Consider the following 13,139-nt stretch of genomic DNA (forward strand, 5'->3'; position numbering starts at 1 on the left):
CTTGTGCCGCCCGCTCGACCCGTCGAGCGGGCGGCTTCGCGTGTGCGCCACGCGGCCTTGGGCCGAACGGCGAGGCGCGCCGCCGATGTCGGCGTGGTGACGCCGCGTCAGCGGGCCCCGTCACGCGAAGATGCCAGGCGCCACCTGTTCCCCGTCCTTCACCCCGACCCTCTGGCGCGATCCTCCCGGCCCGGCGATGCTGTCCGCCGACAGCGCTTACCACGTGCTCAACCAGCCAACCTCCAGGAGTAGTTGTGGACCTTGGCAGAGCAAGACGCACCGTCGTGCTGGCCGCGACGCTGTCCGCACTCGTGGTGGGGGCCGTCGCTCCCGCCGTCGCCGATCCCGTACCACCGCCGCCACGGGAATCGGCCGAGATACTGCGGCCCGTCGCGCCGCCTCCCGCGAGCGCCCCGGGCGGCAGCCAGGCCGCCGTCACCGACCCCGACGGCATCGAGACCGCCCGCTCCTCGCGGCCCGTCGCGCCCGGCGTCGAACTCACCTCGTACGACCGGCTCGAGGCCGACAAGTGGCTGCGCGTCGACACGCTCTCCGTCGACCTCACCGGCGGCATACAGGCCGACTACCTGTCGTCCGGCAAGGTCACCGACCGGCACAGCGTCTCCGAACTCGCCGCCCGGCACGACCCCGGCGAGGGCCGGCGCACCGTCGCCGCCGTCAACGCCGACTTCTTCGACATCAACCAGACCGGCGCACCGCAGGGCCCCGGCATCAAGGACGGCCGGTTCACCCACTCGCCCGCCCCCGGCGCCCACCGCGCCGTCGGCATCGGCCCGGAAGGCGCGGGACGGGTACTGGAGCTGTACTTCGAGGGCACGCTCACCGTGCCCGGCGGCGAGCACCGGCTCGGCGCGTACAACGCCGCCAACGTGCCCGCGGGCGGGATCGGCGCGTACACCCCGGCCTGGGGCGAGGCCGACCGGGCGCTCACCGTCGACGCCGCGACGCCCGTCGCCGAGGCGGTCGTCCGCGACGGCGAGGTCGTCACGGTCACCGACCGGCCGGGCACCGGGGGCGTCCCCGCCGGCGCCACCGTGCTCGTCGGGCGGGAGGCCGGGGCCGCCGTGCTCGCGGCGCTCAGGCCCGGCGACCCGGTGAGCATCGCGTACCGGCCGCGCACCGACAGCGGCCCCGTACCGCGCACCGCCGTCGGCGGCCGCGAACTCCTCGTCGTCGACGGCGTGCCGCAGAGCCACGACGGCGCCGGCAACAACACCGCCGCGCCGCGCACCGCCGTCGGATTCTCCGCGGACGGCCGCACCATGCACATCATCACCGTCGACGGCCGGCAGGCCGACAGCGGTGGCGTCACGCTCACCGAACTCGGCCGGATGATGCGGAAGGCCGGCGCGCACAACGCGCTCAACCTCGACGGCGGCGGCTCCTCCACCCTCGTCGCCCGCGACGTGGGCAGCGACACGTTCCGGGTGGAGAACAGCCCCTCCGACGGCAGCGAGCGCGAGGTCCCCAACGGCCTCGCCCTCACCGCCCCCGCCGGCAGCGGGCAGCTGCACGGCTACCGGGTCGAGACCGCCGTTCCCGCCCTGGCCGCGCCCACCGCCGACCCGGTCGTGGGCGGCCACCCGGAGCGGGTGTTCCCCGGACTCACCCGCAGGCTCACCGCCGCCGGCCACGACGAGACCTACGGCCCCGCCGCGGGCGACCCGCACTGGCGGTCCCTGCGGCCCTCGGTCGGCCGGGTCGACGGCGACGGCGTCTTCCGGGCCCGGCACAGCGGGGCCACCGAGGTCCGCGCCGAACGGGGCGCCGCCCACGGCAGCATCCGCCTCACCGTGCTCGACGACCTCGCGCGCATCGAGCCGACCGCCCGCCGTGTCTCCCTCGCGGACTCCGGCGCCACCGGCACTTTCGGCGTCCTGGGCCTGGACGCCCAGGGCAACAGCGCGCCCGTCGAACCCGGCGACGTACGGCTCGACTACGACCGCGGCCTGTTCGACGTCCGCGACGACGGCCGCGGCGCCTTCACCGTCGCCGCGCGCGGCGACGCCGGCACCGCCGGGCTGATCACCGCCACGGTCGGCGACGCACGCACCGTGCTCGCCGTCAGCGTCGGCCTCGCCCGACAGGACGTCACCGGCTTCGACGACGCCGGGTCCTGGACCTTCAGCCAGGCCCGGGCGAGCGGGTCCGTCGCGGCCGTGCCCGACGGACTGGACGGCACCGGCCTCGAACTCTCCTACGACTTCACGAAGTCGACCGCGACCAGGGCCGCCTACGCCAACCCGCCGCGGCGGATCACGGTCGCCGGCCAGCCGCAGTCCTTCACCCTCTGGATCAAGGGCGACGGCAACGGCGCCTGGCCCACCCTCCACCTCAAGGACGCCGCCGGTTCCGACCAGCTGCTGCGCGGGCCCTACATCACCTGGACCGGCTGGCAGCAGGTGCGGTTCGCCGTCCCGCAGGGCGCGGCGATGCCGCTGTCCGTCCACCGCTTCTACCTCGCGGAGACCGCCGCCGCCCGCCAGTACACCGGGCGGATCGTCATCGACCGGCTGGAGGCGCAGGTGCCGCCGCCGGTCGACCTGCCCGAACCTCCGACGGTCGTCGCCCCGCTCGTCGACCCGGCGGCCGTCACCGAGCGGCGCGACTGGCGGTTCGCCGTGATGTCCGACGCGCAGTTCGTCGCCCGCGACCCCGACAGCCCGATCGTCGCCCAGGCCCGCCGTACGCTCCGCGAGATCAAGGCGGCCCGCCCGGACTTCCTGGTCGTCAACGGCGACCTCGTGGACGAGGGCTCACCCGCCGACCTGGCGTTCGCCCGCCGGGTCCTCACGGAGGAACTGGGCGACGAGGTGCCCTGGTACTACGTGCCCGGCAACCACGAGGTGATGGGCGGACGGATCGACAACTTCACCGACGAGTTCGGCCCGGCGCAGCGCACCTTCGACCACCGGGGCACCCGGTTCATCACCCTCGACACGTCCAGCCTGACCCTGCGCGGCGGCGGCCTGGCCCAGATCAAGGAGCTCCGCGCGCAGCTCGACGCGGCCGCGGCCGACCGCGGCATCGGCTCCGTGATGGTCGTCGAGCACGTCCCGCCGCGCGACCCGACCGTCCAGCAGGCGAGCCGGCTCGGCGACCGCAAGGAAGCCGCGCTGATCGAGGACTGGCTGGCGGAGTTCCGCCGTACGACCGGCAAGGGCGCGGGCCTGATCGGCAGCCACGTCGGCGTCTTCCACGCCGCGCACGTCGACGGCGTGCCGTACCTCGTCAACGGCAACTCCGGCAAGGCCCCGGCCGGGCCCGCCGACGAGGGCGGCTTCACCGGCTGGTCGCTCGTCGGCGTCGACCACGTCTCGCCCGCCGAACAGGCTGCCGCGCGCCGGGCCCCGTGGAAGGCCCGGCCCGACTGGGTCTCCGTCCAGACCCGAGCCCACGTCGACGCGCTGGAACTGGAGGCGCCCGTCGTCCTGCGCCCCGGCGACACCGGCGACGCGAGGGCGACCGTCGTCCAGGGCGCACGCCGGGTCCCGGTGACGTTCCCCGTCAGCGCGGACTGGTCGGGCTCGCCGAACCTCCACATCGGCACCCCCGACGACGCCCGGGGCCATCACGTGGCGTCCTTCGACCCGGCCACGGGCCACCTCACGGCCCTCCGGCCGGGCACGTTCACGCTGTCGGTGACGGTCAACGGCACGACGAGGGAGGCGCACGCGAACGTGATGACGCCGGGGGAGGGGGCGGGGTGAGGCGGGGGCCGGGTCCGGCCTTTCCGGCCAGACCCCGGCCGGGCGCGTGGGCCCCGGCCAGGGGGCGTCGCGGACCCCGGCCGATCCGCCCCTTCCGGTCGGGCCCCCAGAGCGACGGACCGAGGTGTCGAGTGCGTGTGCGGCTCGGCCAGGCCGCGGCCCCCGCCCGGGCCGAGAGCGGTGCTGCGGGCCCGGTCCCGGGCGCGCAGAGGGACCGAGCGCGATGGAAATGAGCCCGGCCTGGGGTTCTTACCCACGGCCGGGCCGAAGGGGGCGTTTGAGGGCCCCCGCGCGAAGCGCGTTGCCCGCCCCGAGCCGGGCACACTGCCCCCGGCGCGCACCGCGAGCCGCGGGCTCCGCCCCCGCCCCCGCGGGCTCGGCCCCCCGCGCGGGTCCGGGGCGCAGCCCCGGTTCCGGGAAGGGGCGGGGTGGGGGACATCCCACGCCCCACCCCCCGTGCTCGCCGTGCGGGATACCGCCCCAGCGGGCAGCCTTGGTCAGGGGCTGTCCAACTGGGAGGTGGTCCCGTGTCCGACCGGCCCGCCCCCCGGCCCGCGCCCGCGCCGCCAACCGGCGGCACGGGCCCCAGCACCGGCCCCGGCTCCCACCCCCTCCTCTCCCTCGCTCTCGCCGGGATGATGGACGACGTCCAGGCCCACTCCGGCGCCGTCTATCTCCTCTCCGAGGCCGAGCCGATCCTCGAGATGGCCGTCATGGCCGGCCTGCCACGCGCCTTCGCCGCCCCCTGGGAGCGGGTCGCGCTCACCTCCCCGATCCCCGTCGCCGACGCCGTCCGCGGGCGGCGGCTCGTATGGGTGCCGGACGAGGAGGACATGGCCAGGCGGTATCCCCGCATCTCCGTCGTCCTGCCGTACCCGTTCGCGCTCGCCGCGCTGCCCGTCGCCACCGCGGACACGGTGTACGGGGCCGTCTTCGTCACCTGGCCGGGATCGCATCCGTCCGAGCTGTCGCCGTCCGAGCGCACCCTCCTCACCACCGCCTGCGACCGGCTCGCGCTGCGCCTGGAGCGCGCCGCGCAGAAGGGCCGCCGGGTCGTGCCGGAGGTCGACTTCCTCGGCACGGCGCCGATGGCGGGCACCAGCAGCGCCGTAGAGGCCGCGCAGATGGTGGCCCGGGTCCCGGACGGCATGTGCGCGCTCGACGTCAACGGCCGCGTCACGTTCGCCAACGCCGCCATGCTCGAACTCGTCGGCAGCACATCGGAGGAGCTGCTCGGCAGCCCGCTGTGGGCCACCCTGCCCTGGCTGAACGACCCGGTCTACGAGGATCACTACCGCGCGGCCCTGTTCAGCCAGCACAGCACGTCTTTCGTGGCGCTGCGCCCGCCGCAGGACTGGCTGATGTTCCGGTTCCATCCCAGCAGGAGCGGGATCAGCGTCCAGGTCACCCCGGCGGGGGCCACGGCCGGGCCGCATGCGGCCGGGAAGCGGACCGGGCACCGGCCGCCGCGTCTGGTGACCATCTCGCACCTGCTGAGTCTGGCGAGCGCCCTGACGGAGGCCGTCGGAGTCTTTGACGTGGTCGAACTCGTCGCCGACGAGATCATGCCGGCCGTCGGGAGCTGCGCCCTGGTGATCCTGGCACCCGACGGGGGACGGCTGCGGGTGCTGGGACACCGCGGATTCGACGATCCGGGGGTCGTCGACCGCTTCGACGGCATGCTGCTGACCGCCGCCACACCGGGCGCGCACGCGCTGGCGACCGGGGTGCCGTCGTTCTTCGAGACGCGCGAGGAGCTCGAACACCTGTATCCGGACCGCGGCGCCATGCCGGACCCCATGGCCGCCTGGGCGTATCTGCCGCTGATCGCCTCCGGACGTCCGGTCGGGACGTGTGTCCTCGCGTACGCGCAGCCGCACCCGTTCCCGCCCGACGAGCGGGCCGTGCTCACCAGCCTCGGCGGTCTGATCGCGCAGGCCCTGGAGCGGGCCCGGCTGTACGACACCAAGCACCGCCTGGCGCACGGCCTGCAGTCCGCGCTGCTGCCGCACTCGCTGCCCGCGCTGCCCGGTCTGGAGGTGGCCGCCCGCTATGTGCCCGGCACCCAGGGCATGGACATCGGCGGCGACTTCTACGACCTGATGCGGCGGAGCGGGGAGGGCGAGCTCTTCCGCGGGTCGGCGCAGCCCGAGGCCGCCGCGGTCATCGGCGACGTACAGGGCCACAACGTCGCCGCCGCCGGCCTGATGGGGCAGGTGCGCACGGCGGTGCGGGCGTACACCGCGGTCGGGCAGCCGCCCGGCCGGGTCATGGCGAGCACGAACCGGCTGCTGATCGACCTGGACGCGGACCTGCTGGCGAGCTGTGTGTATCTGCATCTGGACCTGGAGCACCACCGGGTGATGCTGGCCCGCGCGGGCCATCCGCAGCCGCTGCTGCGGGACCCGGACGGCCGGGTCCACGTGCTCGACCTCGCCGGCGGCCCGCTGCTGGGCATCGACTCCTCGGCGGCGTATCCCACGACCGCGGTGCCGCTGCCGCCCGGGTCCGTGCTGGTGCTCTACACGGACGGGCTGATCGAGACGCCGGGCGTCGACCTCGACGACGCCCTCGCCGAGGTGGCGGGGCGGCTCGGACGGGGAGCCGGGCAGCCGCTGGAGACGCTGGTGGACACGCTGATCGGCGACCGGACGACGGTACCGAGCCGCGGCGACGACATGGCCGTGCTGCTGCTGCGTCCACGGCGTTGACCTGTCCGGGGGCCGGTCACCCGGTGAGCCCGAGCCCCGGTTCCCCCGCCGGCAGCGGGGCGAAGTGCGCCGCGACGGCCGTGTCGGTGACCGCGTCCAGCCGCGCCGGTGACCACCGCGGGCTGCGGTCCTTGTCGACGACCTGCGCCCGGATGCCCTCGACCAGGTCCGGCGAGCCCAGCGCGGCGCACGAGACCCGGAACTCCTGTTCGAGGACCGGCTCCAGGGCGCCGAGCGCCCGTGCCCGGCGGATCGCGGCGAGCGTCACCTTCACGGACGTGGGGGACCTGGTCAGGATGGTCTCCGCCGCGTCCTTGGCCGCGGGCTCGCCGCACGACGACAGACGTTCGACGATCTCCTCCGCGGAGTCCGAGGCGTAGCAGTGGTCGATCCAGTCGCGGTGGGCGGCCAGCGCGGCGCCGGGCGCGGGGTCCTCGTGCCGCCGTACGGCTTCCGCCGGGGGCACACAGGCGAGTGACGCCGAGACGCCGGCGAGCCGTTCCGAGGGCACGAAGTGGTCGGCGAGGCCGAGGAGCAGCGCGTCGCCCGCGCCGACCGCCTCGCCGGTGAGCGCGAGGTGGGTACCCAGTTCGCCGGGCGCCCGCGCCAGCAGATGGGTGCCGCCGACGTCCGGCACGAAGCCGATCCCGGTCTCGGGCATGGCGATCCGGGAGCGTTCGGTGACGATGCGGACGCTGCCGTGGGCGGACACGCCGACGCCGCCGCCCATCACGATGCCGTCCATGAGGGCGACGTACGGCTTCGGGTAGCGGGCGACGCGGGCGTTGAGCCGGTACTCGTCGCGCCAGAAGTCCACCGACGCCCGTCCGCCGGCGCGCGCGTCGTCGTGGATGGCCCGGATGTCGCCGCCGGCGCACAGCCCGCGCTCGCCGGCCCCGGTGATCACCACGGCGTGGACGGCGTCGTCGTGCTCCCAGGCGTCGAGCGCCGCGTGGACGGCGCGCACCATCGGGTGGGTGAGCGCGTTGATGGCGCGGGGGCGGTTGAGCGTGAGGTACCCGGCGCGGCCTTCGGTGCGCAGCAGTACGGCGTCGTCGTTCGGCGGTACGGAGCCGTCGGGGGCCATCGCTTCGTCCTTCCGGATGCGGATCTTGCGGTTCCATCCTCGCGCACGGGTGGCCGGTCGCCGTACGCCCCCTTCCCCATCGGTCCGACCAGTCGGTATGTTCCGCGCAGGACGAGGCGATGGAGGCCGGTATGACGGAACGACCCGTGGACATCGAAGGTCATTGCGACGAGCGCTTCTCGGCGGTGCGTGCCGCCTTCGAGGCGAACTTCCGGGAGCGGGGCGAGCTCGGCGCCGCCGTGACCGTGCTCGCCGGCGGCGAGAAGGTCGTGGACCTGTGGGGCGGCTGGGCGGACGCGGCCCGCACCCGGCCGTGGCAGCGCGACACGACGGTGAACGTATGGTCCACGACGAAGGGCCCGACCGCGCTCTGCGCCCATGTGCTCGCCGACCGCGGGTTGCTCGACCTGGACGCGCCGGTCGCCGACTACTGGCCCGAGTTCGCCGCGGAGGGCAAGAAGGCCGTCCTGGTGCGCCATCTGCTCTCCCACCGGGCCGGGCTCGCGGGACTGCGCGAGCCCCACTCGCTGGACGAGCTCTACGACTGGGAGCTGACCTGCGCGCGGCTCGCGGCCACCGAGCCGTGGTGGGAGCCCGGCACCCGCTCCGGATACCACGCGATCACCTACGGCCACCTCGTCGGCGAGGTCGTGCGCCGGGTGAGCGGGCTGCTGCCCGGCGAGTTCCTGCGGCAGGAGATCACCGGACCGCTCGGGATCGACTTCACGATCGGCCTGCCCGAGGCCGAGGCCGGGCGGGTCGCCGAGCTGGTGCATCCGGCGCCCGCGCAGAGCAGCGAACAGGCCGCGGCGTTCGCCCAGTTGGCGCCCGTCGCGCTCGCCGCACTGGTCAACCCGGTCACCGGCGCGGACGCCGCCAACTCGGCCGGGTGGCGCGCCGCCGAGATTCCCGCCGCGAACGGCCACGGCACCGCCCGCGCGGTCGCCTCGCTGTACGGCGTCCTCGCCGGCCGGGGGCGGCTCGACGGACACCGGGTGCTGAGCGAGCGGGCGGCGGAGCGCGTGCGCGAAGGGCAGGGCGCCTGCCGCGACCTGATCCTCGGAGCCGGCTTCGCGCACGACACGGAGGTCGGTCTCGGTCTCTGGCTCAGCGGCGCCAACGGCTCGTACGGGCCCAACCCGAGGGCGGTCGGCCACGACGGCTTCGGCGGCTCCTGCGGGCTCGCCGACCCCGAGGGCGGCATCGCCCTCGGATACGTGATGAACCGCATGGGCCCCCACATCGCCGACGACCCGCGCAAGATGGCCCTCGTCGAGGCGGTGTACGCCTCGCGGTAGCGAACCCGCACGGCCCTTCCGGATTACTGCAACACGTTCTACTGTGTGCGCCGCCGCGCAAGGGAACGGACCGCGAGAGCCCGGAACGGACCGCGAGAGCCTGGAGGGGCCGTGCACCTTCGATACACGCCGCAGCAGGAGCAGTTGCGCACCGAACTGCGCACCTACTTCGCGAAGCTCGTCCCCGACAACGCCTACGCCCGGTTCGCGGAGCCGGCCGCCCGTAAACGCTTCTACCGCGAGACGATCCGCCGGCTCGGCTCCGACGGCTGGCTCGGGGTCGGCTGGCCCGAGCGGTACGGCGGCCGCGGACTCAGTCCGATGGAACAGTTCATCTTCTTCGACGAGGCCGCCCAGGCGGGCGTGCCCCTGCCGCTGATGGCGCTCAACACGGTCGGCCCGACGATCATGCAGTTCGGCACCGACGAACAGAAGGCGTACTTCCTGCCGAAGATCCTCTCCGGCGAGATCGACTTCGCCATCGGCTACAGCGAACCCGGCGCCGGCACCGACCTCGCCGCGCTGCGCACCCGGGCCGTGCGGGACGGGGACACGTACGTCGTCGACGGTCAGAAGATCTGGACCACCAACGGCGACACCGCCGACTGGGTCTGGCTCGCCGTCCGCACCGACCCCGAAGCGCCGCCCCACAAGGGCATCACCATGCTCCTCGTACCGACCTCCGACCCCGGCTACTCGTGCACCCTCATCAACACCCTCGCCTCGCACGACACCACCGCGAGCTACTACGAGAACGTCCGCGTCCCCGTCGCCCACCGGGTCGGGGAGGAGAACAAGGGCTGGCGGCTGATCACCAATCAGCTCAACCACGAGCGGGTCACCCTCGCCGCCCACGGCACCATGGCGATCCGCGCCCTGCGCGACGTCCAGCACTGGGCCGCACGGACCGGACTCCCCGACGGCCGCCGGGTGATCGACCTCGGCTGGGTCCGCGGCCGGCTCGCCCGCACCCACGCCCGGCTCGACGCCATGAAACTCCTCAACTGGCAGATGGTGAACGCCGTCCAGGACGGCACGCTCACCCCGCAGGACGCCTCCGCGGTCAAGGTCTACGGCTCCGAGGCGCGGCGCGACGCCTACGCCTGGCTGATGGAGATCGTCGGCGCGGCGGGCCCGCTGAAGGAGGGCTCCGCCGGGGCCGTCCTCGGCGGCGAACTGGAACGCGGCTACCGCACCGCCGTGATCTTCACCTTCGGCGGCGGCAACAACGAGATCCAGCGCGAGATCATCTCCTGGATCGGACTGGGGATGCCGCGGGTACGACGCTGACATGATGTGACGAGGCTCTTGGCCGAGATCTCTGGTCGGCGCCAAGATCACCGCCCGCAGAGGTGACGCCGCATCATATGGATGCAGACGGCCCGGGCCGGACTGGAGCGGTACGGGACCGCGGGCTTCCGCCCGCGGGGCGCCGCGCCGTGTGGCGGCAGCCTGGAGCGCAGTTCACGGACTTCTTCGCGCTGCTCCCCGGCTCGCCCAATTCCGTCTCCATGGCTCCCGCCACGGCCCGCAGGACGTCGAGGGCGTGCCCCACCTCGGTTTCGTCGACCTCGGTGATCACCTTCCGACCGGGTCCGGTGCGACACGGGACGGTGAGGACTGCGGCGGCCGCGGCCAGGCCGAGCAGCGGGTGCGGTCGGGGACCGCGCCCGCCCACCGGGACAGCCGTTCCGCTCAGGCGAGTTCCCCGTCCCTTCCCGTCAGGGACGGCAGGAAGGGGGCGCCGGCCAGGGAGGTGGTGAGCAGCGGCAGCACGGGGGAACCGGGCCGTGGGGAGCGGTGCAGTGAACCCGTCGCGTATTCGGTTCATGGCCGGGACGGGGATCTGGGTACGTGAGACGCATCACTCCTGCATACCCCCGGGGGCATAAGGCGGATCCTGTTACGGTTGAGTACATGCATACCCCCCCGGGTATTACTGGAAGGCAAGTGAGCAGGAGTTCCCGCATGGTTCCTGAGATCGACCAGCAGCGGTTCGCCGAGGCGCACGCGGCAGGTGCCCTCGTCGTCGATGTCCGCGATGGAGACGAGTACCGGGCCGGCCACGTCCCCGGCGCCCGGCCGGTACCACTCCCCAACCTCCCTCTTCGGCTCCCCGAGCTGCCCAAGGACCGCCCGGTCTACGTGATCTGCCGGAGCGGCGGCCGCAGCGCACAGGCGACCTCCCTGCTCCGCGACCTGGGTTACGACGCCCACAGCGTCAGCGGCGGCACCGCCGCCTGGGTCGACGCCGGCCGCCCCACGGTCACCGGCGACCAGCCTGGCACTGCAACCGCCTCCACCGCCCCCGCCACCCCCGAGGAGACGCGATGATCACCGTTCTGCCCGTCGAGACCCCCGGCCTGGGGGACCGCACCTACCTCGCCCACGACGGTTTCGTGGCCCTGGTGGTCGACCCCCAGCGCGACTACGACCGCGTCACAGCGCTGGCCGACGCCGCCGGAGTGCGGATCACCCACGTGTTCGAGACGCATATCCACAACGACTACGTCACGGGCGGCCTGGCCCTGGCCAGAGAGGTGGGCGCGCAGTACCTGGTGAACGCCGACGACGCGGTCTCCTACGAGCGGACCCCGGTGCGCGACGACCAGGTGATCGAGGTCGGCGACACCCTCCGGGTGCGGGCGATGCACACCCCGGGCCACACCCACACCCACCTGTCCTACGCCCTGGAGGCCGACGGACAGCAGGTCGCGGTGTTCACCGGCGGCTCCCTGCTGTACGGCACCACCGGGCGTCCCGACCTGCTGGGCCCGGACCACACCGACACCCTGGTGCGCGCCCAGTGGCGCTCGGCGCACCGGCTGGCCGAGGAACTGCCGGACGAGACCGCCGTCTACCCCACCCACGGGTTCGGCTCGTTCTGCTCCGCGACCCAGGCCACCGGCCTGTCCAGCACCATCGGCGAGGAGAAGCGGACCAACACCGCGCTGACCGCCGACGAAGAGGCATACGTCCAGCAGCTCCTGGCGGGCCTCGACGCCTACCCGGCCTACTACGCCCACATGGGTCCGGCCAACTCCGGCGGGCCCGGCAGCCCGGACCTGTCCCCGCCCTCCGTCGCGGACCCGGCCGAGCTGCGGCGCAGGATCGAGGCCGGCGAGTGGGTGGTGGACCTGCGCGACCGCACCGCCTTCGCCGCCGGGCACCTGGCGGGCAGCCTCAACTTCGGCCTGGACGGCCAGTTCGTCACCTATCTGGGCTGGCTGATTCCGTGGGGCACACCCGTCGCACTGCTCGGCGAGACGGCCGAGGACGTGACCGAGGCCCAGCGCGAGTTGGTCCGCATCGGCATCGACCGCCCGGCCGCCATGGCCACCGGCGGCCCCGAGGACTGGGCCGGCGGCGAGGCCCTGGCCGTCTACGAGCGCGCCACCTTCGGCGACCTCAAGGCCGCCCTCAGCGGCGACGACCTCGTCGTCCTGGACGTGCGCCGCAACCAGGAGCGCGACGAGGCGCACATCCCTGGCTCGCTGCACATTCCCATCCACGAGGTGCCGGTCCGCCTCGAGGAGATCCCCGCAGGTCGCGTCTGGGTGCACTGCGCCGGCGGCTACCGCGCCGGAGTCGTCGCCGCACTGCTCCATGCCCGCGGCCGCGACGTCGTCGCCGTCGACGACAGCTTCGACAACGCCCTGGACCTGGGGCTGTGCCCCGACGCCTCCGACATCCCCGGAACCCGCGACAACCGACAGGAGATCAACGCGTGACCACGCCCACCACCCCCAGCAGCCTGACCATCGACGAACTGCGCGCCAGGCTCGACGCGGGCACCCCGCCGCGATTGCTCGACGTCCGTTCCCCCGCCGAGTTCGAGGGCGCGCACATCCCAGGCTCCTACAACGTCCCGCTGGACACCCTGCGCGAGCACCGAGATGAGCTGACGAGGCACCTGGACACCGACGTGGTGCTGGTGTGCCGCTCCGGCCAGCGCGCCGGCCAGGCCGAACGCGCCCTCGCCGAGGCCGGGCTCCCCGGCCTGGCGGTCCTGTCGGGCGGCATGACCGCCTGGGAGAAGTCCGGTGCCCCGACCAACTACGGTCAGGAACGCTGGGACATGGAGCGCCAGGTCCGCCTGGTCGCCGGCTCGCTGGTCCTGGTCGGCGCCCTCGGCAGCTTCTTCCTCCCCGGGCTGCAGGCGCTGTCCGCGTTCGTCGGCGGCGGACTGGCCTTCGCCGCCATCAGCAACACCTGCGCCATGGGCGTGATGCTGTCGAAGATGCCGTGGAACCGCACCGCGTCCTTCGACCCGCGAAAGGCCGTCGCCCAGCTCGCCGACGGCAGGTGATCA

8 protein-coding genes are annotated in these 13,139 nt (G+C 74.0%); 7 read left to right on the forward strand and 1 reads right to left on the reverse strand.

The annotated features are described in order from the left end of the window. Positions 1-254: 254 nt before the first annotated feature. Together ACFYOP_RS12810 and ACFYOP_RS12815 are read left to right on the forward strand one after the other, a co-directional pair. Entirely contained in the window at positions 255-3,731 is a 3,477-nt protein-coding gene (locus ACFYOP_RS12810; protein ID WP_356896201.1) for a phosphodiester glycosidase family protein, read from the forward strand. A 635-nt stretch (positions 3,732-4,366) separates the two neighbouring features. Continuing rightward, positions 4,367-6,442 carry a SpoIIE family protein phosphatase gene (locus ACFYOP_RS12815; protein ID WP_356896269.1) on the forward strand — a complete coding sequence of 692 codons (2,076 nt, stop codon included), beginning with the start codon at positions 4,367-4,369 and terminating at the stop codon, positions 6,440-6,442. A 16-nt stretch (positions 6,443-6,458) separates the two neighbouring features. On the opposite strand, the gene ACFYOP_RS12820 is transcribed toward ACFYOP_RS12815, so the two are convergent. Then, on the reverse strand, positions 6,459-7,529 hold the full coding sequence (locus ACFYOP_RS12820) for an enoyl-CoA hydratase/isomerase family protein (protein ID WP_356896203.1): 1,071 nt from the start codon (positions 7,527-7,529) through the stop codon (positions 6,459-6,461). 131 nt (positions 7,530-7,660) lie between these two features. On the opposite strand from ACFYOP_RS12820, the gene ACFYOP_RS12825 reads away from it, so the two are divergent. From ACFYOP_RS12825 to ACFYOP_RS12845, 5 genes are all read left to right on the forward strand, one after another. Next, complete coding sequence (locus tag ACFYOP_RS12825) at positions 7,661-8,827, forward strand: serine hydrolase domain-containing protein (protein WP_356896205.1); 1,167 nt, start codon at positions 7,661-7,663, stop codon at positions 8,825-8,827. Between the two features lie 111 nt (positions 8,828-8,938). Beyond that, positions 8,939-10,117 carry an acyl-CoA dehydrogenase family protein gene (locus ACFYOP_RS12830; RefSeq protein WP_356896207.1) on the forward strand — a complete coding sequence of 393 codons (1,179 nt, stop codon included), beginning with the start codon at positions 8,939-8,941 and terminating at the stop codon, positions 10,115-10,117. A 678-nt stretch (positions 10,118-10,795) separates the two neighbouring features. Continuing rightward, entirely contained in the window at positions 10,796-11,161 is a 366-nt protein-coding gene (locus ACFYOP_RS12835; protein WP_356896209.1) for a rhodanese-like domain-containing protein, read from the forward strand. Further along, on the forward strand, positions 11,158-12,558 hold the full coding sequence (locus ACFYOP_RS12840; protein WP_356896211.1) for an MBL fold metallo-hydrolase: 1,401 nt from the start codon (positions 11,158-11,160) through the stop codon (positions 12,556-12,558). Before ACFYOP_RS12835 ends, ACFYOP_RS12840 begins: the two co-directional genes overlap by 4 nt. Next, positions 12,555-13,136 (forward strand): rhodanese-like domain-containing protein, encoded by a 582-nt coding sequence (locus ACFYOP_RS12845; RefSeq protein ID WP_356896213.1) that lies wholly within the window; start codon positions 12,555-12,557, stop codon positions 13,134-13,136. The genes ACFYOP_RS12840 and ACFYOP_RS12845 overlap by 4 nt, the downstream gene beginning before the upstream one ends. The last annotated feature ends 3 nt before the right edge of the window (positions 13,137-13,139 follow it).

Origin of the sequence: Streptomyces sp. NPDC006294 (assembly GCF_042870895.1) — a bacterium.
Taxonomy (GTDB): domain Bacteria; phylum Actinomycetota; class Actinomycetes; order Streptomycetales; family Streptomycetaceae; genus Streptomyces.